Raw genomic sequence first — 25625 nt, forward strand, 5'->3', positions numbered from 1 at the left:
ACGACTGCTTTCTTCCATGGAACCCTGCGAGTGCCTGAAAAGTTGGCTCGAGCCAAGATTTCACTGACCACTTTGGGGTCCGACCAATCAACAAGACCGCTACTTCCGAATCGAGCTACGCGCCTCGTTTCCGGGGAGTTGGCTCGAGCCAACTTCTAAAGGGCTCGGGTGCGCGTCATTCACACGCCTTCCTCCAGAGAGCCCCGTGACCACCGGCGATCTTGGCTCGAGCCAAGATTCTCTCGGCCATATTTGAATCCGACCAATCAGCAAATCCGTTACTTCCGAATCCAGCCACGCACTTAGGTCTACGGCAAGTTGGCTCGAGCCAACTTCCAAAGGGGCTCAGTTGTGCGTTACAAATTTCTCTTCTTCCATAGAGGCCCGTTACCATCGGAAAAAGTTGGCTCGAGCCAAGATTTCACCGGCCACGCTGCGGGCCGCAATATCCTCGGAATCTTTGCGTTCGAGTCGCCCGGTGCACGGCTGCGGCACTAGGTTGGCTCGAGCCAACTTTTTATATGCGAACTTTGCGCGCGGAATTTCTTGACGTTTGGATTGCCATCTCTTGTTTAGCGATTTCTTCTGAATTAGAATTCACTAAATTTCGATAATTTGTCTGGAGGACATCCATGGTTATCACTATCGGTGCCGAAAAGGGTGGGGTCGCGAAAACACGGTTGTCTACGCATCTCGCAGCTTTGGCAGCAACTGAAGGAATAGATGTGGTTCTTTTGGATACGGACAAACAAGGCTCCGCGATGTCTTGGTCTCGCATACGCAATGACGAAGGCGTAACTCCGGCGATTCCTGTACTTTCTTTGCCACCAAATCCGGCTAGAGAGCTCGCTAATCTTGCCGGCAAGTACACGCTAGTTGTCGTCGATATCGGGGCGCAAAACTATCGAACGATGCTTGAATGCGCACAATTATCGGATCTTGTGCTGGTTCCTTGTGGACCCGATCAGCAAGAAGTCGAATCCACACTCAATGTGTTCGAAGCACTGCGTGCTCTGGATCATCGGCACCAGAACGGCAGTATTCCAGCTCATGTCGTTCTGACCAGAGTGTCTACAAAAGAAAATGCAAAAGCCACGAATGAATTGAGGGAATACTTCGCGGGAGAATCCATTCCAGTGTGCCGAACACACATTGCACAGCGAGAAGCGTGGCGGGCGACGGGAAAAACTGGTCGCGCCCTGCATGAACTCAAAGGCTCCGACCGGTCATTAAAAGCAATTGAAGAGATGCAGGCGCTATACGAAGAAATCGTCGAACTGGCAAATAAGGAGTGATCTAATGGCCACATTTAAAAAGAAGACTATTTCTCCGGCCGCCGTCGCAGTTGCGGAGGCAAATGCAGCAAGCGCCCCAATTGTCGGAGACCCCCGGACGCACAATGACGGGTTGGCGCTTGCTCAGCCGGTATTTCACGACGCAACAACAAAAGTTGGCTCGAGCCAAGATGTTGTGATCGGCCAAATTATCGAAGTGCCTGTTGAACGGGTCAGGTCGAATCCACTGAATCCACGTGCTGTCTATACGAGTGCAGCAGTGGACGAAATGGCGATCTCACTGACGAATAACGGGCAGCGTGTTGCCGCACTCGGCTATCAGGAGGACGACGGAGCAATCGTACTGATTGAGGGCGAGACGCGTTTGCGCGGCGCCCGGGCGGCCGGTATCCCGACGCTCCGGGTCGAAATTCGTGCCAAGCCCGCAAGCGAACGCGAGCTGTACGAAATGGCGCGCGCTGCGAACGTCGAGCGAAGAGACCAGACTCCGCTCGACGACGCTATTAGGTGGAAGGAACTGCTCGCACGAAAGATCTACCCAACCCAGAGTGCACTCGCTAAGGCGTTGAATCTCGGTGAAGACTATGTGTCCCGCACCCTATCACTCGCGCAGTTGCCTCACAAAATTGTCTTGGGGGTATCTGAGTATTCAGAGCTAATGAATCACAAGATGCTCAACGCCTTGCGTGAATACTGGGAACAGCAAGGCGATGACGAGACCTTCGAACTAATTCAAGACGCAGCCAGGAATGGTCTGGGTTACCGTGACGTGGTTGCTCGCCGCAAGCTAGCAGCCAAAGGCCCAGTGCGCCGGGCACGATCATTTCGGGAACACTTAAGCTTTGGCGAGGCAAAAGGGGAGCTAAGGACGTTCGAGGCCGACGGCCGACTTGAATTGAAGTTGAAGGGCCTGAGCGCACAACAGGCCGAGGAGGTCGCGAGAAAGATCAAAGATCTTTTCCCGACTCAAGTTACGTGACACTCGTTGGTGGCGACGACAGTTGATTGCACTATGGCAGCCGCGTTTCCGAGGGTCCCACGTAATACGAATTAGAGCCTGCAGCAAGAGTTGCGTAATACAACAGCACGGGACTACCTAGTTGCGCCGACTAGCGCACCTAGATTGGTTGAAGCATCACTGAATAGTTTTGCCGGAGAAGGGGAGGGGGGGATGCTGCGATTGGGGAAGGTTCTGCGCTTGACGCCAGAGGAAACTGAGCGCTTTCAGACGATTTCTGGTGACCAGACAACACCGAAGTCGGTGGAGGAGTACAACAAGGCCTTGCTAAAAACAGCAGAGCATTACCAACTGCTGGCCGCGCAAGAAGGATCCGCAGATGCGGAACTTCTTGCACGACTGGCAGAAGGGGAACTGATCCAGACCGAACCGAAGTTCAAATCAAGGCCAGATCCATGCGAGCAATAAGGCTAGCTGGTAGAACCTGTCGCCAGGTACGTTCCAAGCGAGCCACTTTGCTCGTCCATGCCCCACCAAATCAGTAGGCGGGACGATAGGCCCGTGCAGACGGGACCGACTCGTTTGCTTTGGCGAAGAGCCACAGCAGACCGATCACGATCATGGAGAACGCGAGCACACCCAGCTGATGACGCAGCACCGAACTGCTGACCGGAATGGTCAGGAAGTAGAGGGCGGCAAACAGCTGGACGACGACGGCCAAGATGGCAACTGCAGACGAACGGGATTCGATGTTCAACATGCTAGGCTCCAAAGATGTTTCGAAGCCTGCCCCCCAGCGGGGAGTAGGCCCCGATGGGTGAGAAACAACAAGTGCCGGATGGCACGGTGGACTCGCTTGTGGCGCATTACTGCGTCGAAAGCTTGCGACCACATGCCTATCAGACTGGAAGACTCCGCATAGCGGAACCCCCAGCGCTGATTGGCAAAGAGGAACTGTGTGCGATTAAGCAGAAGCCTTGGTCGCAAACAGAACCACGCGAGAGATGACGGTACTCGCGTAGCGCCCGATACCAGGCGCATCACACAGCAGCTCGAGCTGCTTACCAAATCCCTGTTCCACGAGAATCTCCACGACTTCTTCCAAGCATGCCAGATCGCCCACAAGGGACGGATACATGCGGAAGTTTTCGAGGAGCGTCTTCGGTTGCTTTGCAGCCACCTCCAGGAGATGGCTGTGAGCTTCCGAAATGGCTTGGCGACGCAGGGCGCGTTCAGACAGGACGACGTTCGACATGACAATCTCCAAAGGAGAATGCGAAGACATCGTCCCCACGAGGGAATCGAGTCCCCGCGCGGGTTGAAAGAAAAACGGAACGAGCAACAGCCGATCGAATCGGACAGCTACCAGAACCGAGGCACAACAAGACGACAAATCGCTGAAAAGGCGATGCCGAGACAGGAGAACGGTGAAGTTCTCGAGGCTACCGGAGTAGCAAGCCGTCCACAAAGGGACGAGCAAGATCACAAAGGATCTCGCGGGAAAAACGGGACACGCGAACGTGTTCGAAATCCTGCTGCTTGCAACCAAGGAGAGCAAGACAAGCCCAGAGGGACTTGGATGAAAGCTTGGGGAATGCAAGCCACTGCATTTCCCAAATCTTCATCCGCGTAGAGGCTTGCGTAGAAGTGAGGCTCGAAATGGTGCGAGTTCCAGCTGCTCGATGCCGGTGTTCGGCACGTGGGTATTCTTTTTCAGTTCGCCAGCAAAGTCAAGAACTACTTCCCATCAGGAATCGCTGGGGGCAGATATTGTGCAGCCCTAGGCGATTCGCTTAGGCACCGAGGGGCGCGACGGGAGCAAGAGAATGCCCGATTTGTCGTAGTCGAGCTTCGCGTCGCGGTAGACTTCCTTCACATCCTTCAGGTTTTTGAGGAAGTTTTCCTTGAACTTGTGAGGTGACGACTCAGAGCCGAACTGCAGCATCAGAGCTTCCCATGGAATCTTGGTCGACTTGTCCATAATCGCGTATCGATAAGTCAACCAGCAGTAGATGTCGATCGCCATTGCGGATCGAGACAATGCCTTCACAATCCGCAGGTCGACTGGAACCGGGCTCTTCGACAGCGTCTCATGGAACCGCTCGGTCAAACGAAGCCGAGACTGCCAGAGTGAGCCTTGGTCAGGGTTGTGCGGATTCCACCAAATCTCGATGTTCGCGTTGTCCACAATGCGAAAGCCATCAGTCTGCCAAGCCACCGCATCCGGATCACTCGTCACCGCGATATTGGCGGAAAACAACCGCTGCATCTGGTTGCGCATCAAGGTGATATTGCCTCGGGATCCCCCTGACACATGTTCTCTGCCGATGTTGCTCATGAACTCACTGAGTGAGTTGCCGAGAACCAGTTCGCGCTCACCTGTTTTCGCAACCTCGGTCGCAATCCAAGCCAGGATCAGGCGCGGGTATGCGCCGTACGGATACCCAATGGACACTGCCTCCTGGGTGATTTTCGGCTTGCCGCGGACAATCGTCTCCACCCGTTTCATGTAGTGGCCGGGTTGAATTAGCAGGCTGACCTTACCGCTATTTCGCCCCCATGCGGGCGGATTGTTCTTAGGCTGCACATACGGAAGAGTGGCGTGCACCATCCACTTGGCCACGAACCCAATTTGGCCAGCCTTCTTTGCATCTTCCGCCTCGATTGCCAAGGCTTCTTCATACAAAGCGGTGAAGCGTCGCTCCCGAGCGCGCTTGCTCTCCGACGTGGAATCTCGGGGCACTAAGACGAGTTGGGAGGGCTTCTTGGAATCTTCGTTGTTCATGTGAGCTCCGGTACCGGAACGTTTGGGGAAATCTACACGCTCTTCGATCTCGGTGTAACGCAGATTCAGGGTGAAACTGGGGTTTTGGTCGTTTTTTTTCTACATCGTGTTCGCGGGCGCGCTGGGCGGGGGGCAACTTTGGTTTTTCAAAGTTGTCCCCGGGCCGGGCGACCTCAACTAGTTGAGAGATATAGAAAGTCTTAGATACAGAAGATAAATGCCAACATATATGCGGTGCCCGCGAACCGTTGTCCCGTCTAGGTTTGCGGGCACCCTCAACCCTGAATCAGCGTTCTCTCTCCCTGAATCTGCGTAGGTACACCCTGAATCTGCTTGGACAAGCATGCTTTCCGCACCCTGATTCTTCGCCGGCCCACCCTGAATCTTTGTGGACAACTTTCACAATGCACAGGTTTGTCCACAGAGCGCCCTTGCGTCGATATCGAGCTCGCGGCCACAGAGCCTTTCCCACCCTGAATCTGCGCCCAGAGTCACCCTGAATCTTCGCAAATCGCCTTCAAGGCATGCTGGAGCTGAGGTTCTAGGGCCTACCAGAGGTCGACGGCGGCGTACCTGGCGTCTCGAGGTCCGGATCGGCATGAAGGCCGTACGGCGCATTTCCACCCTGGATCTGCGTGTATTGCTCAATCGGACTGGTCTGCCACTTGCCTCACCGTCCGCATTGGCCTAGGAGGTAGCGGCAATGCAGATTCAGGGTGGATTCCGGCGCAACTATCGGATTGTTAACGGGTTTTTCTGATGAGCAATCGGTCCGGCTGAGGCCATTCTAAGGTCATTGATCTGCTCAAGCGGGCCACGTCCATGCGCGGTATGGCCGGCATGCTATCCCACCCGAAGCGCAGATTCAGGGTGGGCATCGTCCCTGAAGGCCCTTGCGGTGGTGGTTGGCAGGCCGCCCATATATAGAGTGTCTGCCATTGTGGGAGGTAGAGCGGGAACGCTCAATTGCGCAGAATCAGGGTGGCGCTTGCGCTTGTTTTTGCCGCCCAAAGGGGCACGAAGATTCAGGGTACGCAGAATCAGGGTGGAAGGGGCATGGCTCCGGCTGCCGCACCGCTCGAGCCTGTAGCCGCGGTTGGCAGCATCGCAACCAGTGCATGGCGCTGCTGCGCGCCGACGGCAGATTCGCACCCCGATTCTTCGCGCACTCGGAACCGGTCGATTTAGATTCACCCCGAATCTTCGTTCGGAGGGAATGGCCGCTGGCCGCCGGCACCTCGGCAACAGTGTGCTGGCCGCGTTTGCCGACTGCTTACCCTGAATCAGCGTGTCGCTTTCAGGGCAAAGAGTGCTGGGGTGTGCACGGAAATCCACCCTAAATCTGCGCAGGTTGGCTGGCCATAGATGTTCGTCTCCCACAGAGTGGCCGGCGCCTCAGTGCGCGTTCGCGCACCCTTGTTCTGCGTGACCCCCATGTTGGGTTATATACGCTTTAGCGCCCATAAGTCGGGACTGAGGCGGATCTTCGATCCGCCCAAAATGCAGCTGCCATTGGAAAACCCAGATAGGAACGCTTTTGGCCAACGCTGAACGATGGGCGGTCAAGAGAGGTCAGGGAAGAAGCGCAAGCGCGCGTGACTCTTTTTCGTGCGCGACTTGTCCAGAGCTACGGGCGGGAAGCGCCACTGTGCACCCTGAACCAGCGTGGCATTACCCTGGGGTAGGGAGGCAAAGTTTCCTTGGGGCGCGTGTCTTTCGTCGACTTGTGTCGGCAATAGAAAGCGCGTTGCTATGCAGAAGCCGGGTAGGGCGCCTACGTGCCAAACGACGATTCGATGAAGGCATCGACCTCTCGGTACTGGCGGGCAATGTCGGCGACCGAGTAGATGCCCGTCGTGCTGATCGACGCGTGCCCCAGGAACTGGCGCGCGGTTTCCAACGCCATCCCGCCGGCCACGGCGTGCGAGCCGAACGTATGGCGCAGCCAGTGTGTGGTTGCCCGCGAGAACGCGTCTGCGAATTCGGGCGCTTCCAGGTGAGCGGCGGCCGCAGCATTGTCGAAAAAGCGCTTCACCGCGTTGTACAGCTTGGCCAGCGTGACGGCCTTCTCGGTACGGTCCGCGGGCACGACGGCCTCTGCACCTGCCGGCTTCAGACGCTTGAGTTGCAGTTCGCGCTTGTCCTGCAGTGCCGGGATGAGCGGCGTGCCGGCCGGGCAGGCCTGCGGATCCGCCGGCAGACCGCGGTAGACCAGGTACGCGGACAGCGCCTGCAGCAGGCGCGGCGACAGTGGGATGAAGCGTTCCTTGCCGCCCTTGCCGATCACCCGTAGGACCGTGATGGTGCCCAGCTCGGGCCCCGCGTACGTGCGGGTGATGTGCCCGGTGCGCGCGCCGGCCAGCTCTGCCCGGCGCAAACCGGTGCCATAGGCGAAGGTCAGGATGAAGCGAATGCGCTGGGTGGCGGGCGTCTCCGCTGGCAAGCCGCGCAAGAAGCGCATGGCGAACTGCCATTCGTCGTGGGTGAGACTGCGTTCGGTATGGATGCGGCTGGTGACGGTCTCCGGCTCCGCTGGCGTGCCATCCTCGGCCAGGCGCATCTGCCGCGAAAGGCGCACCTCTGCAAACGGGTTGAAGTCGAGGTAGTGGGCGCGCGTGAGCGACTCGCACAGGCTCTTGAGCGCCTGCAGGGCCAGGTCGCGGCTCTTGTAGCCCAAGCCCTTGCGAAACGGCCGCCACAGCGGGTGCGAGCGCGCTTCGACCCGCTCCATGATCCAGGTCGACGTCGGGGTCGGTGCCGGCAGGAAGGTGTTCACGTACTCGTTGCAGTCCGCGATCGACAGGCTAGAGAGCGCCTTGCCCTTCTGCAGGACGGCCCACAGCAGCAGCCGCTCGGCCTCGGTGCGGTAGCGCGCCAGCGTGTTGGCGTTGCCGGCGTACTTGCCTAGCCACCAGAGGATCGCCGCCTTGTCGTCGTGCGCCTCGGTCTTGTTGCGCGAGTCCAGGTCGCGGTTGGTGCCGAGGCTGCCGTCCAGCGCGCGTGGCAGCACGAAGTACTCCAACGGCGCGACCGACGTCGACGGCGCGCGCTCCAGCACCACCGGCTGGCCCCAGCGCGGCGGGCGGGCCAGGGCGGTCGGCGCCACCGGCATGCCGAGCGCCTGCCCATTGGCTTCCAGCCAGGCGGTGATGCGGCCGGCACCCTTTTCGCCGAGGCGCGGCACGTTGCGGTACCAGCGGTAGCCGGCCGCATTGACGGCCTGCACCAGACCTCGGAGGGTGTTGAGGCCGACGTCGGCGAGCTTGAGAGCGATCGACACGTCGAACCAGCCCAGCACGTGGTGCTCGGGCTTGGGCACTTCCACCAGCAGGCGCTCCAACTCCGCCAGCGCGACCAGTTGCTTGGCGCGCAACCGGGCGTTGCGTTCCTGCCGGCGGCGCACCGCGGCCTCGGCCGGATCCTCGCTCTCGCCGCCGGCGGGAAACTCGGCCGTAAAGAGCTCGAGCAGCTCGGCCTCGGTGTAGAACCCGTCCGGGTCGCGTTCGGCGGCGAAGTCGTCCAGCGACGGCGCTTGCCGCTTGGGCTGGGCACCGGGCGTGACTGGCGCCGCCTCCAGCGGCGCGATCGCGGCCGGGCGGATCTTCAGGAGGCGCGCGGTGGCGAAATCCTTGTGCTTGCGGGCGGCCGCGACCAACTCGTCGAGCAGCCAGCGCTGGGTGCGGCGCGCGCGCGGCGTGTCGCGCCCGAAATCCAGGTAGCGGTCGGCCGCGTCAGCGAGGTCCAGCCCCTCCAGGTAGGTGCGGAAGAACGCAATGTGGTGCAGGCCGATGCGCCGTCGCTCCGGGGCCGCTCGGGCAGCGGCCGGTGCCTGGCCATCAGCAGGCGCTGCCGGCGTGGCCACCTCGCGAAAGGTCACGTCCTCGACCGTCGCGTCGGCGGGCAGGGCGCCCGGGCGGTTGGCGGTGGTCTCGCGGTCGTCGTTCGTCGGCATGCGGGTTCGCTGTGGGTCGGTCTGGGGGTGTTCGTGGCGCCGACCCCGCTCGGCCGGCGCCGGCTCGGACCGGTGCGGGGCCTTGCTGGCCAAGGGCTGGCGGCCGGGGAGGGTGAGGCGCGTTCAAAAACAGCCTAACTTCACGTATTTTGTGAAGGGGTACATAGTAACACCTATGTATCCCTTGGTTTCACCCTAAAAAATTGCGCCCTCGCGCAATCAAGTCCACAGCAATGCGGTTGACGAAGGGAAAGTCGCACGCGGAGTCCTTGAAATACAGTCTAGGCGCTCGGTGGCTGCTATACCAAGGACACCTTGTGGAGGCAGCGGCTCGACCCGTGCATTCAATCCTCTTCCCGTTGCCCGGAAGGGCAGGGGAGTGGTGGTTGAGAAAATGCGACCGGTCTACACGGCACGCGGGTCCGCGCGATGACTAATCGACCCGAGGCCCTGGGGAAAAGCGGTGCTCTTGCTCGGCGTCAGCCTCATGCAAGCGCTCTTGCCAGGCCCAGTGCTGGTACCAGGGCCCCGGGCGCGTGGGCCAGCGGCCGTCAACAGTCGGAATTCCCTGGTAGGTCTGTACCCACCTTGCGAGGCTGTAGCGGTCGTACTTCGCTTGAAAGCGTTCGTTCTCGTCGGCGTCGCCTGTCTCGCCGGGAAAGCGGATTGGGAGCGTGTTCGTTCGCACGCAATGCACTAGATACGCAATGATCTCCTCCTCCAAGTCGCTTTCGGAGAGTGCCGCCTCCGTGGGAAAGTGGATGGCGAAGTAATCCTGGTCACTCCTGCTCCTGTTCAGCAACTCCAGCGCGCGTACCAGGCTCCTGTCATAAGGATCGATCAGCCCCAGATAATGGAGCGCATCGCGTATAGAGGACTCCATTGCCTCCGCCTCTTCGGCGAATGCAATCGTGACAAGATGGAATTCGCCGCTATCCGCATAGGCGCCATCCGGTAAGCGTAGATGGGGCGGCATCGAACTGTTCCGCTGAGGGGACAGGAGTAGGCCACCGTGGGAGGCTGTGTAGACGTGCCGGATTCCGGGTACGAGTTCCTCGGGCTCACCGATCGCGATTCCCCAAGGGGTGCTGTTTTCCAACTGGCGCTGGCGCATTCTCGGAGAATAGCCCACGCCCGCAGACGTGACAGCGTCGTAGACCGATCCATTTCCATCGCTTAGACCCAAGAGCGTAGTGAGCTTCGTCACAACCTCGAAAAGGATTGTCTGCCCATCTGAGCCTGGATCAACCGTGTCGACATAGACAGGCTCGTGTGGCTGCTGGACCGCCCTTGAAAGCTCACGCCAACCCGCATAGCCCATTGCAGTAGCCATGAACTCTTGAGTTTTCTGCAAGCTGGGTTGAAGCGTTCCAGGGTTTCGCCAGTTCCCTGGCAGTTCCATGGCGGTGAAGGCGTCGAAAAGACGGCGAGCCATGCCTTTGGCTTCGCGAAGATGAGCGGGGAATAGACGCATGGCAGCTCCTTGGCATGAGGGTCGGCGGCGGCTCGCTCACCATCGACCCCGACAAGAAGCAGGATGAAAGGCGGTATTACTAAGTGGCAGTGCCGTTGCGGCTAACCCAATGCGAGCGGGACGCTTTCTGCCAAGCGTAGATTTAGATTAGCACAGATGCGCCATGCGGGGCCGCAATCCTCAGAGATTCGAGTGCACGATCCGCTGTCTTTTCAGACAAAGCCCCCGCAAGAAACTTGCGCATGGTCGGGCTATAGATTGAGCCCTGCCGCGAGGAACTATTCGGCGAGTATCAGCGGTATGGGTGCCCGAGCCGGAAAACGGAAAAGGTCGCCTGAAAGTGCCAATTTCAACGACCCGGCCACCAGATACTTCCATGTTCAATGAACCAAGAGTTCCACGTTCGCTGAACAATTCAGCAGTGAAGGTCCCCAATCTCACGTTCGAGCGGTTCAAGATTCAGTGAATCTCGACAGAAGGTTTTGGCGCGCGCGCGTGCGGGCTATCATCAGGTAGGCAGACTTTTCTAGGATTCCATGAAAGCACGCACGCGCTGGCTTGCCTGTACTACCTGTACGGTCTTGCGGGACCATGTTCTCGACACCAGCGGCCAGACATCGCTAGGGCCCTGTCGCACCACCGAGAGCTGGGTCTGCACAGTTTGCGGAACCGTCCATCCAGTCGCGCCGGCGAACAGCGATCAGGCCGATCGGGACCGCCTAGAGCGACTCGGCCAGATCCGCTTGATTGACTGAGTGTAGGGCACCAGAGTGGCCGCCTCGCGCAGAATGTCTAGCGTGCCCCAGGATAGGCGGCGTTATTGGAGTTGGCTAGAGGATCTAGCAGCGCACGCCGGAGTCGCAGATAGTTCTGAGTGACGAGAGCCAGAAAAGCTTGATTCGTTTCGCAACTTCGCCGGGAAGGGCTAGAAGTTGTGCTTCGGTGGTGCACTATCGAGTGCATGCTGACAAACGGAAGGGAGGAAGCGTGAACAATCGAATGTTCCACAACGAGTCTGTTCGAGGCTTGGAGTTCCAGGGGCTGATAAGCGCTGACGGCCCGTACATCACGTGCAAGAGCCGATCGGGCGGTGTTGCTCTCGGGGTCTGCGGATTGCGCAAATTCGCCCCCGTCGACCCTATGAATCGTCCGCGTAACCAGGGATGGTGGCTTGTTAAGTACGACAACGAACCTCGCCTAGACCTGACCGACTTCTCAGATTCGGATGTGAAACAACTGAGCGAGGCCTTTGGAATTGCGTTGCTCCCCCCGCATCTGCTCGTCGCGCAACAGGTACGGCGGGACTACTTTTTCAAGTCCCGGGCGGGGGAGGCCTTGTTTGCATGGGTTCGGGCCCACCCTCGATTGGCAAGTCAACACGCACGCTACGACGCGTATCTGCCAGGCTGGCATAGCGAGGCAGTCGCATCGCACGAATAAGGCGGATGCAAGCGAACACCATAAAAAAACGGGAGGCAGAGCCTCCCGTTCGTATTGTTAGCTTGTTGCAATGGATTTACAGCGCTGCGTCCTTGACCTTCTTCAGCGGGCGAACCTTGACGCGCACAGTGGCCGGCTTGGCTTCAAACCACTGCTCTTGACCCGTGAACGGGTTTTTGCCGAAACGACGCTTGGTCGCCGGCACCTTCACGGAGGTCACCTTGAAGAGGCCGGGAAGCGAGAACTCGCCAGCGCCCTTCTTGTGGACCGCGCCGAGGATGGTGTTCTCCAGATGCTGAAGTACGGACTTGACCGCCTTGGCTTCGACTCCTGCCTTCTCAGCGAGGTGGCTCACCAGGCTGGCTTTCGTGAAAGTGTCCTTCAACGGTTTGATCGCAGTAGCGGCGGCTGGTTTGGCTGCTGGTGCTGCCTTCTTTGCCGGTACGGCTTTCTTTGCTGCGGTCTTGGTTTTCGTCGCCATGGAGTGAGTAGTTTTCAGAAAGTTAACCATCCAAGGATGGCGAATGACAGTGCGATTTTTCGCGTGTCAAGCATAGCAAAGCCAAAGCCTTTTTGGCGATCTACGGCTGAAGTTTCCAATCGCAAATCAATGTCTCTGCTGGAGGACATTCTAAGAGGGCAGGGCAGGGTGCCGGTTTCCTGGATCCCTCGGGTGGCTCAATTGCTGGTAGTCTCGCTGCTGCGCTAATTGAGCGCAAAAGAGGCAGGCAAGGATTCAACTCACCTCTTTCACATTCGGCATAAATTAGGAACACCATGGCAACCTATAAAGAATTGATGGCCAAGAAGGCTGCTCTCGATGAGCAAATTGAAGCCGCGCGCAAGGCGGAGGTGGAACAGGTCGTTCAACAGATCCGCCAAATCATGCAAGACTATGACCTCACCGTTGAGGATCTGGGGGTGAAGCGTGTACGGAAGGCGCACGGTAAAACGCCTGTGGCACCGAAATACCAGGATCCGAAAACAGGGGCGACTTGGTCGGGGCGCGGTCGGGCGCCTGCGTGGATCGGTAAGAACCGGGACCGATTCCTGATCGCCTAACGCTAGCGTCGACTCTCGCTTGGGTAGATCTGCACAGAGCAGCGATTCGCCGGCCGGTGAAGCTCGCTGCGCGCTGCGGGCGTCAAAATGGGTCAAATGACGTTGCGATCCACACCACGCGCCAACTGTTGTGGGGACTTAATGGATGCAGAACTGCTCGCCGTGGTCGAGGTTGATCGCGCTGAACGGGGTAGTCGTCCTTTTCGCGCAAAATCTGGCGGTTTCGTCTGAATTTCCTTTTTAGATCAGTGACTTGGAAATTCAGCAATTTCGCGGCAGTCGTCCTTTTGATGCAGAATCTGGCGGTTTCATGCCGCCGGCGCCGCTACTCCGAGCTGCGCCCGGTAGTCAGCCAGTAGCGTCTGCTGGGCTTCGAGCCGTGCTGCCAGCTTGGCCAACTCCGTCGCCGTCTGCTCACGTTCCGCACGCGAGGCCGCAAGCTCATCGGCCTGGACCTGCACCGTCGCGCGCAACACATCCCGTTCCGTCTCCGCCCGCGTGTGGTCGGCGTGCGCTTGGTTCAGCGCCGCCAGTGTTTGCTCGCCGCGTGCTTCCAGTTCGCGGGCACGCTTCGTTGTGGCCCCGGCTTCGGCGACCAGCCTCGCGCCATCCCTGTTCAACTGCGTGATTTCTCCCTGCTTGACGATCAGCGCCTGGTTGGCCTGCCGGATTTCCGCCTGCAGTTGCTGGACCTGCTGCTCGTGCCGGCGCGCGTTCTGATCCCGCTGCTCCTTGCTAGCATTGCGGAAGTGGTCCAGCGCCTGGTGGGCGTGCTGCAGCTTTTCCTCCAGTGAGCGTCGGAAGCCTTCATGTTCGGCCAGCCGGGCCGTGAGGTCCTGAACCTGCTGCGCAGAGCGCTCCGCCTCGATGGTGCGCTGCTGTAGCGCCGCTTGCGTGTCGCTGTGCGCGGCCCGCTCCTTGGCAATGGTGGCATGAGCCTGCGCCAGTTCGGCGCGAAGCGCGACGAGATCTGCGGACAGCTTGTCGGCCTCTGCCCGGACTTGCTGGCGCTGTGCCGTGGCGGCCGTGACCTGCTGGTCGACCACCGCCTGCGCCTCTTCGTGCAGGCGCGCCGCCAATCTGCCCACCAGATCCAGGATGGCGTCGGAGGTGGTGCCGGCCCGCTTGAGCGCCGCGCCTTCCTCTTCTTCCAGTTCCTTCAGGTAGCGGTGGATCGTCGTCTTCGAGCCGGTGTTACCCAGCGCGATACGTATCGCATCAATCGAGGGGTGTTGTCCCTTGGCGAGCAGCGAATCGCGAGCACGCTTAATGTCAAGACGACTGAGTCCGGCACGGGCCATGGCGTTAGAATTTGATACTGTGGTACGTACCATGTATATACGTACCTAATTGACGCGTCAAGGTGATTGGTTTGAGTCGAAATCTCACATGTGATAATGGCGGATTATCACGTGTGAGAGGTGTCATGGCGCCCTGGTGGTCCCCAATCCGGTACGAAACGCGCCGGATGTAGTGATGAAGGCCGCGTATTCTCGGTGCTGCCCAATTGCGGGACGGGGCAGTTGGCCTACCGCGATTGCCGGTGCCTTCTGAAGCCACCCGGGGGTATTTGCATGCGCGAGCCGTATACAGGGCAACCACCAAGGAGATCAGCAATGGCCGACCTCGACCAATGGCTCGCCGACGCAGCCAGGATCACCCATGAAGCACCGTCTGCGGTAAGTACCGCGCGCATCCAGCAACGGCTCGCAGCCGAGCCCGCGCCCGACGTGCTGGTCGCCCGCTATGATGCGCGGCGTGCCATGCTGTGCGCCGCCATCGCTGCGCTGGTGGCCTTCACGGTGATCGACCGCGTGGCGACCGCCGTCTTGAACAAGCCGGGCCCAACCTGGGTTGCCACACCGTCTGCCGCTTCTCCGTTTGGCCTGCTGATCGGTGAATGATGACGCCACGCACCCGACGTCTTTCCCTCTCAACGCTAGCCGGCGCTCTGGTGGGGGTGGCCATTGCCGGCGCCGTCGTCTTCCTGTCGCACCCATCGCAGGAGCACCGGACCGACCTGCACGAGATGCTCCACGAGGCGGTGCCGCTGGACGCCAACGAGCGTGAAATTCTCGACATGAAGGAACAGGCCTTCGCCCAACGCCGCCGGGAGATCGAAACCCGGCTGCGCACGGCCAACGGTCAACTCGCTGACGCGATTGCCAAGAATCCCACGTGGTCGCCAGAGGTCGAGGCGGCCACCCAGGAAGTGGAACGCGCGGCTGCCGATTTGCAGCGGGCCACGCTGGTCCACGTTTTCGAGATGCGCGCGGGCCTGAAGCCCGAGCACCGGCCTGCTTATGACCGCGTGCTGGTTGATGCGCTTCGCCGTGGTTCGCAGTGACCAGTACGGAAGCGGACGGCGTGCTCGCCCGGCGCGCCGCTCGGGGAGATCACCATGCGTTTGGCATCCTGGTGCGGCGGCATAGCCCCGCCCTGGCGCAGGCTGGCCGCAGCTTTGGCATTCCGGAAACCGATATCGACGATGTCGTGCAGGACACCTTTGTTGCAGCTTGGCGCGCGCTGGGGGACTACGACGAGGCTCGACCGTTCCGTGCCTGGCTGTTCCACATCGGGCTCAACAAGATGCGTGACCTGCGCCGTTTCCGGCGCGTGCGGCACTTCCTGTTCGGCGCGGAGGATCTGACGGACCCCGAACGCCCTGCCTTGGCCGATCCAGACCCGGGCCCGGAGCGCCGTGCTTCTGCCCGGCGCGAATTGGCACGCGTCGTGGCTGTCCTGGACGGGCTCGATGCGAACTCGCGGGAAGCCATTGTTTTGACCGCCATCGTCGGCATGTCGCAGCCGGAGGCGGCTGCCGCACTTGGCATGACGCCGAAGGCCATTGAGGGGCGCATTGGCCGCGCCCGTGCCAAGCTGGCTGCCTTGATCGACGCCCGCAGCACCGAATAATTTCGACGGGCGCGAGGGGGTGCCGCGCTGGGCGCCGTATTGACCAATCTGTGCCGTCTTCGGCTTCTGCTTCCCTCAAGAAATCCGGCGATGACCCGCGTGTCCTCTTTCCATACCCTCAGCGTGCTTGCCGCATCGCTGGCCTTGTCCGCCGCATCTGGTTGGGCGGCCGAGGCACCGCCCTTTACAGAATTGCTGCAGCAGTCGCTCGCCCACGCGCCCGCGATGCGCGTGCAGGCCGCCAACGTCTTGGCCGCTGGCGCCGATGCCGCCCAGGCGCGCGCGTGGCCCAACCCTCGTGCGGAGTCGGTGTTCGAGAATCTGGGGGCTCCGCAGAGCGATGGCGTGAGCCAGCGCCAGAACACCTTTTCCATCACACAGCCGATTGAGATCGGCGGCAAGCGTGGCGCACGCATCGAAGCCGGGCAGCGCGGCTTCGCCGCCGCACAAGCGCGCGAGCATCAAACGCAGATCGCGTACGCGGCTGAATTGGCGACCGCCTATGCGACGGCAGAGGCCATGCTGGCGCGAAAGTCCTTGGCTGCGGAAGACCTCGGGCGCGCGCGCGAGGAGCTTCGCGTGGCCCGCGCGCTAGTCCAATCCGGCAAGGAAGCTGCGTTGCGCGTGTCCCAGGCGCAAGCCAGCGTCGCCGCCGCCACTGCGGCTGAACATGCGGCTGGCGCGGACGCGACGCAAGCGCTGGAGCAGTTGGCTGCCTTGGCCGGCTCTGACGAGCCCTACACCCGTCTGGCTGGCTCGCTTCTGTCCACATCGGCGGCACCTCCCGCCTCGTCGGGCGCGGCGGACGAAGCCCCCGCTGTCGTCACGGCGCAAGCCGAGCGAGACGTGATAAGCGCCCAGGTCGAGGTCGAGCGCAAGAAGTGGGTTCCCGAGGTTGGCGTCAGCGCAGGCGTGCGCCGCTACGGCTGGACGAATGCCAGTGGCTACGTCGTGGGCCTGTCGGCCACGATTCCACTGTTTGACCAGAACACGCACGCGGTGACCGCTGCGGTCGAGCGTGCCGCCGCCGCAGAAGCCAGGCTGGACACCGTGCGCCTGGAAGCATCTGCGGCAAAACGATCCGCCCAGGCTCAGGCTGCGGCTTCGGAAAAACGCCTCGCCGCAGCGGCGGAAGGCGAACGCGCAGCCGCCGAAGCCTATCGCCTGGGCCGTCTCGGCTACGACGCCGGCAAGACCCCGTTGATTGAACTGCTCGCCGTCCGGCGCGCGTTGTTTGAAGCAAGGCAACTCACGATTGACGCGCGCCTCGCGCGCGTACGCGCGTTGGCCGCACTGGCACAGGCTGACGGCCGCCTGGCTTTTGAGGAAGCTCGATGATGAAAGACAACCTCCGCTCGGCCAACTGGCCGCTGATCGCCGGGATTGCCGGGGTGGCCGCCCTGGTGGGGTTCGGTGTGGCGCGCGGGCTTGTGCCCAGTCATTCTGCGGCGCCAGCGGCCAAGACAGCCGCCGCGCCCGAAAAAGCCGCCCCCACTGAGGTCAAGGTTCCCCTCGAATACCTGGCCACCGCCAACATCGCGGTCGAGCCGGTGGCCACGGCTGGCGTGGGCGCGGAGATCCTTGCGCCCGCCACGGTGGTCGCCGCGCCGGGCAGCGAGGCCGTGATCATTGCCCGCGCGTCGGGTGCTGTCCAGCGGATCAACCGCCGGCTTGGTGAGGTCGTGCGTGCGGGCGACGTGCTGGCCCTGGTGGACAGCCCGGAGGCGGCCGCGATGGCTGCAGAGCGCCGGGTGGCCGCCGCCAGGGCCGATTTGGCGCGCAAGACCTACGCACGAGAAGCCGCACTGTACGAGCAAGGCGTCACGCCGCGTCAGGAGATGGAAGCGGCCAAGGCCGCGCTCGAAGTCGCCAATGCCGAGGCGCAGCGCGCAGCGACCGTGGCGCAATCCGCGCATCTTGCCAGCGACGGTCGCTCGGTCGCGGTGACCAGCCCCATTGCCGGCAGGGTGACGGCGCAATCCGTCACGCTGGGCGCCTTCGTGCAGCCTCAGGCCGAACTGTTCCGGGTCGCAGGCAGCGGCACGGCACAGGTGGAGGCTTCGGTCACGGCCGCTGATACCGCCCGCGTGGCGGCCGGCGACACTGCGGTGATCTTGCTGGGCAGCGGCTCGCCCGTGCCCGCCGTGGTGCACTCGGTGACGCCGACGGTGAACAGCAGCGCCCGCACCGCGACTGTGGTCCTGACGCCCACGCAAGCGCTGGACAAGCTGGTGATCGGCGAAGGCGTGCAGGTGCGCCTGCAAACGCGCACGAGCGGCCCCGCTGCCCTGTCGGTGCCGGAGGATGCCGTGCAGAACCTGGACGGGCGCGACGTGTTGTTCGTTCGCACGCCGCAGGGGTTCCGGCCCCAGCCAGTGCTGGTGGGCATCCGCAGTGGCGGGTCCGCCCAGATTCTCTCGGGTGCGCGCGCCGGTGAACAGGTGGCGACGCGCAACGCCTTCCTGCTCAAGGCCGAGATGAACAAAGGCGCCGGGGACGACGAATGATCGGCAGCATTCTGAACGGCGCGGTCCGGCTGCGCTGGCTCGTGTTGTTCCTGACGGCGGTGGTGGCGACAGTCGGCGCCTGGCAGCTCAACCTGCTGCCGATCGACGTCACGCCCGACATCACCAACAAGCAGGTCCAGATCAATACCGTGGTGCCGACGCTCAGCCCGGTGGAGGTTGAGAAACGTGTGACCTATCCGATCGAGACCGCGTTGTCCGGCTTGAACGGTGTGGAGAGCACGCGTTCGTTCTCGCGCAACGGCTTCAGCCAGGTCACGGTGATCTTCAAGGAGAGTGCCAACCTCTACTTCATGCGCCAGCAGGTGTCGGAGCGGCTGGCGCAGGCGCGCCCGAGCCTGCCCGAAGGGGCCGAGCCGCAAATGGGACCGGTATCGACCGGCCTGGGTGAGGTGTTCCACTACAGCGTGGAATATGCCCACCCTGATGGCAAAGGCGCAACGATCAAGGATGGGCTGCCCGGCTGGCAGAGCGACGGCAGCTTTCTGACGGACCGGGGAGAACGGCTGACCGATCAGGTCTCCAAGCTCGCCTATCTGCGCACGGTGCAGGACTGGATCGTCCGGCCGCAACTGCGCACCACGCCCGGTGTGGCCGACGTGGATTCCCTGGGCGGCTACGTCAAGCAGTATGTGGTCGAGCCCGACGCGGCCAAGCTGGCGGCCTACGGCATCTCGTATGCTGAACTGGCGCGGGGGCTGGAAGACGCCAACCTCTCGGTCGGCGCCAACTACATCCGGCGCTCGGGCGAGTCGTATCTCGTGCGCGCGGACGCCCGCATCCGCTCGGTGGACGAGATTTCACGCGCGGTCATTGCGCAACGGCAGAACGTGCCGATCACGGTCGGCCAGGTTGCTGTCGTCAAGGTCGGGGGCGAACTGCGCTCCGGGGCAGCCAGCCGCAACGGCTATGAAACTGTGGTCGGCAGTGCGTTGATGCTGGTGGGCGCCAACAGCCGCACGGTGGCGCAAGCGGTGGGCGACAAGCTCAAGCAGATCGAAAAGACGATGCCGCCGGGCGTGGTGATCGTGCCGACGCTGGACCGCTCGCAACTGGTTGTGGCCACCATCGAAACCGTGGCGAAAAATCTGACCGAAGGCGCGTTGCTGGTGGTGGTGATCCTGTTCCTGCTGCTGGGCAACGTGCGGGCGGCGACCATCGCGGCGCTGGTCATTCCGCTGTCGCTGCTGATCAGCGCAATCGGTATGAACGCGCTGGGCATTTCCGGCAACCTGATGAGCCTGGGCGCACTGGACTTTGGCCTCATCATCGACGGTGCCGTCATCATCGTCGAGAACACACTGCGCCGGCTGGCCGAACGCCAGCACCGGGAGGGCCGCCTGCTGACGCTGCGCGAACGGCTGGACGAAGTGGTGCTGTCGTCGCGCGAGATGGTCCGCCCCACGGTCTATGGCCAGCTCGTCATCTTCCTGGTTTTCCTGCCGTGCCTGACCTTCCAGGGCGTCGAGGGCAAGATGTTCTCGCCGATGGTCATCACACTGATGCTGGCGCTGGCGTCAGCCTTCGTGCTGTCGCTGACCTTCGTGCCGGCCATGATCGCGGTGCTGATGCGCAAACAGGTCGCAGAGAAGGAAGTGCGGGTGATCGCGGCCACCAAGCAGCGGTATCGCCCGTGGCTGCAAGCAGCGGTAAGGCGTCCGCTGCCTTTTCTTGGGGCGGGTGCGCTTACGCTCGCGCTGGCCGCCGTGGCCTTTGCCTTCGTCGGCCGCGAGTTCATGCCGACGTTGGACGAACAGAACCTGAACCTCTCGTCCGTGCGCATTCCGTCGACGTCGATCGACCAGTCGGTGGCCATCGACTTGCCGCTGGAGCGGGCGGTGATGACGCTGCCGGAAGTGAAGACGGTCTACTCGAAGGCCGGTACCGCCAGCCTGGCGGCAGACCCGATGCCGCCCAACGCGTCCGACAACTACATCATCCTGAAGCCTAAGGACGAATGGCCGGCGGGGGTGACCACCAAGGAACAGGTGATCGAGCGCATCCGCCAGAAGACCGCCGCGATGGTCGGCAACAACTACGACGTGACACAGCCGATCGAGATGCGCTTCAACGAGCTGATCGGTGGCGTGCGCAGCGACGTGGCTGTGAAGATCTACGGTGAGGATCTGGATGAGCTCGCGGCCACGGCCCAGCGCGTTGCGGCGGTGCTGCGCAAGACGCCGGGTGCGGCCGACGTACGTGTGCCGCTTACCGGCGGCTTCCCGACCTTCGACATCGTGTTCGACCGGGCCGCGATTGCCCGCTACGGCCTGACCGTCAAGGAAGTGGCCGACACGCTGTCGACCGCACTGGCCGGCAAGGCGGCCGGTCAGGTGTTCGATGGCGACCGGCGCTTCGATATCGTGGTCCGCTTGGCCCGCGAGCAACGCGACAACCTCGATGTGCTTGGCGCGCTGCCGGTCATGCTGCCACAGGCTGATGGCCAACCACGCGCATCGGTACCGCTGCGTCAGTTGGTGCAATTCCGCTTCACCCAAGGTCTGAACGAAGTGAGCCGCGACAACGGCAAGCGGCGCATCTACGTGGAGGCCAACGTGGGCGAGCGCGACCTGGGCAGCTTCGTCGACGATGCTGCCAAGCGCATCGCCAACGAGGTCAAGCTGCCGACCGGCTCGTGGATCGAATGGGGCGGGCAGTTCCAGAATCTCCAGGCGGCGACGAAGCGCCTGGCGATCATCGTGCCGGCGTGCTTCATCCTGATCGCGGCCACGCTCTATCTGGCGATCGGCAGCGCCATGCTGACGGCGACGGTATTGACCGCCGTGCCGCTCGCGCTCGCCGGCGGCGTGTTTGCGCTGCTGCTGCGCGGCATGCCGTTCTCGATCTCCGCTGCCGTCGGGTTCATTGCCGTGTCGGGGGTGGCGGTGCTCAACGGGCTCGTGCTCATCTCGGCCATCCGCAAGCGCCTGAAAGATGGCATGGCGCCCGATGCGGCAGTCGTCGAAGGGGCCATGGAACGGGTGCGGCCTGTGCTGATGACGGCGCTGGTTGCCTCGCTCGGCTTCGTGCCGATGGCGATTGCGACGGGTACCGGCGCCGAGGTGCAGAAGCCGCTGGCGACGGTGGTGATCGGCGGCCTGGTCACCGCCACCGTCCTGACACTGTTCGTGCTACCCGCGCTCTGCGGGCTGGTGTTGCGGCGGCAGGCCCGCCGCGAGTCGGGTGACCAGGGGGTACTCGAAGCGCAGCCATAACGGGGGGCAGCCGTATTGATGTAGCGATCTCTACATCATTGCAGCGTCGCATACGGCAATCTAAGCTGCCGTCATGACTGCCCCTCTCGATTCCTGGCTCCTGCTGATCGTCAGCCTGCCAACCGCGAGCGCAACCGCGCGCATGCGCGTCTGGCGCGCGCTCAAGGCGCTGGGCTGTGCCGCCCTGCGCGACGGCGCCTACTTATTGCCTGCCCACGCGGAACAAGCCCCCCAGTTGCGCGAGTTGGCCGACGAAGTCGTACGGGAAAACGGCCAAGCCTGGCTGCTGCACGTCCAGGCCCCAGGGCCGGATGAGGCGGCGATCTATCAGGCCCTATTCGACCGCACCCCTGATTACACGGACTGGTTGGCCGAGCTGTCGGATGCCCGCAAGACGCTCCCCGGCCTGGCCGCGGCGGAACTCAACCGCCTGCACCGTCGGCACGCCCGCACCTATGAGGCCATCCGCAAGATCGACTTCTTCCCCAACGAGGCGTCGATCCGTGCGCAGGCGCAGTGGCGGGACTTTGCGGGCGCCGTCACTGCCGTTCAATCGCCGGGTGAGCCGCATGCGGCCGCCGGCAGCATCCCGCGCCGCGACCCTGCGCAGTATCAGGGCCGTATGTGGGCCACACGCCAGCATCTGTGGGTCGATCGCGTTGCCAGCGCCTGGCTGATCCAGCGCTTCATCGATCCGCACGCGCGCTTTCTCTGGCTGGAGAGCCCCGCCGATTGCCCGGCAGATGCGCTGGGCTTCGACTTTGACGGTGCGACCTTCACGCACGTCGGCGACCGGGTGTCGTTCGAGGTGCTGCTCGCCAGCTTCGGCCTGGACGGCAATCACGGGCTCGCCCGGCTCGGCGCGGTCGTGCACGCGCTGGACGTGGGCGGCACCACCGTGCCGGAAGCTGGCGGCTTCGAAGCCATCCTGGCCGGCGCTCGCAAACGACTGGCCGATGACGACGCGCTGCTGACAGAGATCGGCAGTGTGCTCGATTCCCTCTATGCCCACTTCTCCGGCAGCCGCAAACCAAGCTGACTTCACTGCACAACCATGATGAACACGACCCCATCCACCGCGCCCACGCCACCGCAGCCTCACCACGAACGCCCGTCCTACACGCTCTGGCAACTGGTGCTGTATTTTGTGCGGCTCGGCACCCTGGGCTTCGGCGGCCCCGTGGCGCTGGCCGGCTATATGCGCCGCGACTTGGTGGACGCGAAGCAATGGATCACCGAGGCTGACTACAAGGAAGGCCTCGCGCTTGCACAGTTGGCACCCGGCCCATTGGCCGCGCAATTGGCGATTTACCTCGGCTATGTGCATTACCGCATCCTCGGGGCAACGCTGATCGGCATCGCCTTCGTGCTGCCGTCGTTCCTGATGGTGGTGGCGCTGGGGTGGGCTTATGTGCGCTTCGGCGGCCTGACCTGGATGCAGTCGGTGTTCTACGGGGTCGGTGCGGCCGTGATCGGCATCATCGCCATCAGCGCTTACAAGCTGACGACCAAGAGCGTTGGCAAGGACAAGCTGCTGTGGGCGGTCTACCTGGTGCTGGCGGCCGTCACCGTCATCACGGAATCGGAAGTGGCCTGGCTGTTCCTGGCCGGCGGTGTGCTCGTCTGGTTCTGGCGCGCACCGCCCAAGTGGGTACGTCAGGGCAAGGTGAATGCGCTGGCCGCGACACCGCTGCCGGCGGCCAGCGGCATCTTCAGCTCAATCGACTGGCCGCTGCTGTCGCAGATCGGCGTGTTCTTTGCCAAAGCGGGCGCCTTCGTGTTTGGCTCGGGCCTGGCCATCGTGCCATTCCTCTATGGCGGCGTGGTCACCGAACACCACTGGCTCAACGATAAACAGTTCGTCGATGCGGTGGCCGTGGCAATGATCACGCCGGGGCCGGTGGTCATCACGGTGGGCTTCATCGGCTACCTGATCGCGGGCCTGCCCGGCGCTTGCGTAGCAGCGGCTGGCACGTTCTTGCCGTGCTACCTGTTCACCATCCTGCCGGCGCCGTACTTCAAGAAGTACGGCAAGCTGCCCGCCATCCTGGCGTTTGTCGACGGTGTCACAGCCGCCGCCGTGGGTGCCATTACCGGCGCGGTGATCGTGCTGGCCAAGCGCTCCATCGTCGATGTGCCGACGGTGTTGCTGGCGCTGGTGACGGTCGCGCTGCTGCTCAAGTTCAAGAAGCTGACGGAGCCGGTGATCGTGGCCGGCGCCGCGTTGATCGGCCTGGCGGTGTATCCACTGCTCCACCACTGAATCGGGCGAGACGACCATGACTACCCAAATGAAGCCGCTGGCATGCGATCCGACCAAGCTGTCCGGCTTGTCGGAGAAGCTGATCGCCAGCCACTACGAGAACAACTACGGCGGCGCCGTGAAGCGCCTGAATGCCATCGCGGCGGCGTTTGCGGCGCTCGATGTGACCACGGCTGCGGGGTTCGTGCTCAACGGCCTCAAGCGTGAAGAGCTGATCGCCACGAACTCCATGATCCTGCACGAGGTGTACTTCGACAGCCTTGGGGATGGCGGGCCGTTGGGGGGCAACCTGAAGGTTGCCATCGAACGCGATTTCGGCTCGGTCGAGCGCTGGCAGGCCGAATTCACAGCGATGGGCAAGGCGCTTGGCGGCGGCTCCGGCTGGGTGTTGCTGACCTACTCGCCGCGTGATGGGCGGCTCGTCAACCAGTGGGCAGCGGACCACACCCATACGCTGGCCGGCGGCACGCCAATCCTGGCGCTCGACATGTACGAGCACGCGTACCACATGGACTACGGCGCCAAGGCCGCGGCCTATGTCGACGCGTTCATGCAGAACGTGCACTGGGCGCGCGTCGCCGAGCGTCTGGCCACCGTGCAGCGGTAGTGCCTTTCCATCAACTAATCGCAGCGGAGGTTGTCATGCAGTGGATTACGCGCGAGCGCCCCAAGATCGATCGCATTGCCTGTCCCTGGCTGATCGCCCGCTTCATCGATGAGACGCCGGAGTTCCTCTATGTACCGTCGGGCGATGTGGTGCGCATCGCCAACGAACGTGGTGCGATTCCGTACGACATCCCTGGTGTGGAGCTTACGCATGTCGGCGAGCTGTGCAGCTTCGACGCCTTCCTCAACAAGTACCGCCTCGGCCAGGACGCCGCGCTGCAGCAGTTGGCCCGCATCGTGCGCGGCGCGGATACGTCGCGGCTGGACCTGACGCCGCAGTCCAGCGGGCTGTATGCCATCTCGCTCGGACTCTCGCAGGTGTATGCCGACGACCACGAGATGCTGGAGCACGGGCTGGTGATGTACGACGCCCTCTATGCGTGGTGCCAACGCTGCCAGGCCGAGACGCACAAGTGGCCTCCCAAGATGCCGGCCTGAACCGGCCAAGGAGACGAGCGATGAAGCGGACCCTGCTGATGCCTTGGCTGCTGTTGTTGGCCATGCCGGCGACAGGAGAAACGATCCTGTTCACCCAGGACAAGCCTGGCGCATTGCCTGCGGGATGGGTGGCTGGCGTCACCGGCCACGGCACGCCCAGATGGACCGTTGAGGCGGACGCTGCCGGCACCAACGTGCTCAAGCAGTCTGGCTCCGGCGATTTCCCGTGGTGCGTGAAACAGGGTACCGCCGTCGCCGACGGGTTCGTCGAGGTGAAGTTCAAGCCTGTCGCTGGTCATGAAGATCAGGCCGGGGGCGTCGTCTGGCGCTGGAAGGACGGCAACGATTACTACGTCGCGCGCGCGAACGCGCTGGAGAACAACGTCTCGCTGTACTACACGACGGGTGGTCACCGGCACACGCTTCGCTACCAGGATGCGCCGGTTGCCGCGCAGGCCTGGCATACGTTGCGGGTGGAATTCGCGGGCGATCGCATTCAGGTATCGCTGGATGGCAAGCGCTACATCGACGTGACGGACGATCACATCCGCGGTACCGGCGCGGTTGGGGTCTGGACCAAGGCCGACAGCGTGACCCTGTTCGACGCGTTCTCGTACGGCACCACCGCGAAGTAAT

The 25625-nt window shown here is 62.4% G+C and carries 22 protein-coding genes; 15 read left to right on the plus strand and 7 right to left on the minus strand.

The window, feature by feature from the left end:
- The first annotated feature begins 632 nt into the window (after positions 1-632).
- From V6657_RS30455 to V6657_RS30465, 3 genes are all read left to right on the plus strand, one after another.
- Positions 633-1295, plus strand: a complete 663-nt coding sequence (locus V6657_RS30455) for an AAA family ATPase (protein ID WP_080693740.1) — start codon at positions 633-635, stop codon at positions 1293-1295.
- A 4-nt stretch (positions 1296-1299) separates the two neighbouring features.
- Positions 1300-2274, plus strand: coding sequence for a ParB/RepB/Spo0J family partition protein (locus tag V6657_RS30460; protein WP_024979389.1), 975 nt, complete (start codon positions 1300-1302; stop codon positions 2272-2274).
- 144 nt (positions 2275-2418) lie between these two features.
- The gene (locus tag V6657_RS30465; protein ID WP_231973571.1) at positions 2419-2721 is read left to right on the plus strand and encodes a hypothetical protein; all 303 of its coding nucleotides are present in this window, start codon (positions 2419-2421) and stop codon (positions 2719-2721) included.
- A 70-nt stretch (positions 2722-2791) separates the two neighbouring features.
- Here the strand turns inward: V6657_RS30465 and V6657_RS30470 are convergent, their stop codons facing one another.
- The 6 genes from V6657_RS30470 to V6657_RS30495 form a co-directional block, all read right to left on the minus strand.
- Complete coding sequence (locus tag V6657_RS30470; RefSeq protein ID WP_024979387.1) at positions 2792-3013, minus strand: hypothetical protein; 222 nt, start codon at positions 3011-3013, stop codon at positions 2792-2794.
- A gap of 204 nt (positions 3014-3217) precedes the next feature.
- Positions 3218-3508 (minus strand): hypothetical protein, encoded by a 291-nt coding sequence (locus V6657_RS30475; protein WP_004630160.1) that lies wholly within the window; start codon positions 3506-3508, stop codon positions 3218-3220.
- Positions 3509-4033: 525 nt separating this feature from the next.
- The gene (locus tag V6657_RS30480; protein ID WP_024979386.1) at positions 4034-5038 is read right to left on the minus strand and encodes a replication protein RepA; all 1005 of its coding nucleotides are present in this window, start codon (positions 5036-5038) and stop codon (positions 4034-4036) included.
- A gap of 1774 nt (positions 5039-6812) precedes the next feature.
- Entirely contained in the window at positions 6813-8990 is a 2178-nt protein-coding gene (locus V6657_RS30485) for a phage integrase family protein (RefSeq protein WP_024979385.1), read from the minus strand.
- 433 nt (positions 8991-9423) lie between these two features.
- Positions 9424-10464 (minus strand): hypothetical protein, encoded by a 1041-nt coding sequence (locus V6657_RS30490; RefSeq protein WP_024979384.1) that lies wholly within the window; start codon positions 10462-10464, stop codon positions 9424-9426.
- Between the two features lie 1516 nt (positions 10465-11980).
- Positions 11981-12385, minus strand: a complete 405-nt coding sequence (locus V6657_RS30495; RefSeq protein WP_024979381.1) for an HU family DNA-binding protein — start codon at positions 12383-12385, stop codon at positions 11981-11983.
- Positions 12386-12681: 296 nt separating this feature from the next.
- Here V6657_RS30495 and V6657_RS30500 point away from each other — a divergent pair, with 296 nt between their 5' ends.
- Entirely contained in the window at positions 12682-12966 is a 285-nt protein-coding gene (locus V6657_RS30500) for an H-NS histone family protein (protein ID WP_024979380.1), read from the plus strand.
- 308 nt (positions 12967-13274) lie between these two features.
- Here the strand turns inward: V6657_RS30500 and V6657_RS30505 are convergent, their stop codons facing one another.
- A complete protein-coding gene (locus V6657_RS30505) occupies positions 13275-14267 on the minus strand; it encodes a DNA-binding protein (protein WP_024979379.1) in 993 nt (330 codons plus the stop codon).
- Between the two features lie 315 nt (positions 14268-14582).
- On the opposite strand from V6657_RS30505, the gene V6657_RS30510 reads away from it, so the two are divergent.
- The 11 genes from V6657_RS30510 (at position 14583) to V6657_RS30560 (ending at position 25624) form a co-directional block, all read left to right on the plus strand.
- A complete protein-coding gene (locus V6657_RS30510; RefSeq protein ID WP_024542621.1) occupies positions 14583-14870 on the plus strand; it encodes a CnrY/NccY family anti-sigma factor in 288 nt (95 codons plus the stop codon).
- The gene (locus V6657_RS30515) at positions 14867-15313 is read left to right on the plus strand and encodes a periplasmic heavy metal sensor (protein WP_024542620.1); all 447 of its coding nucleotides are present in this window, start codon (positions 14867-14869) and stop codon (positions 15311-15313) included. The genes V6657_RS30510 and V6657_RS30515 overlap by 4 nt, the downstream gene beginning before the upstream one ends.
- The gene (locus V6657_RS30520) at positions 15310-15882 is read left to right on the plus strand and encodes a sigma-70 family RNA polymerase sigma factor (protein ID WP_024542619.1); all 573 of its coding nucleotides are present in this window, start codon (positions 15310-15312) and stop codon (positions 15880-15882) included. Before V6657_RS30515 ends, V6657_RS30520 begins: the two co-directional genes overlap by 4 nt.
- A gap of 90 nt (positions 15883-15972) precedes the next feature.
- Positions 15973-17220 carry a TolC family protein gene (locus V6657_RS30525; RefSeq protein ID WP_024542618.1) on the plus strand — a complete coding sequence of 416 codons (1248 nt, stop codon included), beginning with the start codon at positions 15973-15975 and terminating at the stop codon, positions 17218-17220.
- Positions 17220-18389 carry an efflux RND transporter periplasmic adaptor subunit gene (locus tag V6657_RS30530; protein ID WP_024542617.1) on the plus strand — a complete coding sequence of 390 codons (1170 nt, stop codon included), beginning with the start codon at positions 17220-17222 and terminating at the stop codon, positions 18387-18389. Before V6657_RS30525 ends, V6657_RS30530 begins: the two co-directional genes overlap by 1 nt.
- On the plus strand, positions 18386-21622 hold the full coding sequence (locus V6657_RS30535) for a CusA/CzcA family heavy metal efflux RND transporter (RefSeq protein ID WP_024542616.1): 3237 nt from the start codon (positions 18386-18388) through the stop codon (positions 21620-21622). The genes V6657_RS30530 and V6657_RS30535 overlap by 4 nt, the downstream gene beginning before the upstream one ends.
- Positions 21623-21695: 73 nt before the next feature.
- Positions 21696-22661 (plus strand): chromate resistance protein ChrB domain-containing protein, encoded by a 966-nt coding sequence (locus V6657_RS30540; protein WP_024542615.1) that lies wholly within the window; start codon positions 21696-21698, stop codon positions 22659-22661.
- 18 nt (positions 22662-22679) lie between these two features.
- Positions 22680-23885 (plus strand): chromate transporter, encoded by a 1206-nt coding sequence (locus V6657_RS30545; protein WP_092582997.1) that lies wholly within the window; start codon positions 22680-22682, stop codon positions 23883-23885.
- Between the two features lie 16 nt (positions 23886-23901).
- A complete protein-coding gene (locus V6657_RS30550) occupies positions 23902-24492 on the plus strand; it encodes a Fe-Mn family superoxide dismutase (RefSeq protein WP_024542613.1) in 591 nt (196 codons plus the stop codon).
- A gap of 35 nt (positions 24493-24527) precedes the next feature.
- Positions 24528-24989: a chromate resistance protein ChrB domain-containing protein gene (locus tag V6657_RS30555; RefSeq protein WP_024542612.1), complete on the plus strand. Its 462-nt coding sequence runs from the start codon at positions 24528-24530 to the stop codon at positions 24987-24989.
- 20 nt (positions 24990-25009) lie between these two features.
- Positions 25010-25624 carry a family 16 glycoside hydrolase gene (locus V6657_RS30560; protein ID WP_024542611.1) on the plus strand — a complete coding sequence of 205 codons (615 nt, stop codon included), beginning with the start codon at positions 25010-25012 and terminating at the stop codon, positions 25622-25624.
- The last annotated feature ends 1 nt before the right edge of the window (position 25625 follow it).

Source organism: Ralstonia sp. RRA (assembly GCF_037023145.1).
Lineage (GTDB): Bacteria > Pseudomonadota > Gammaproteobacteria > Burkholderiales > Burkholderiaceae > Ralstonia.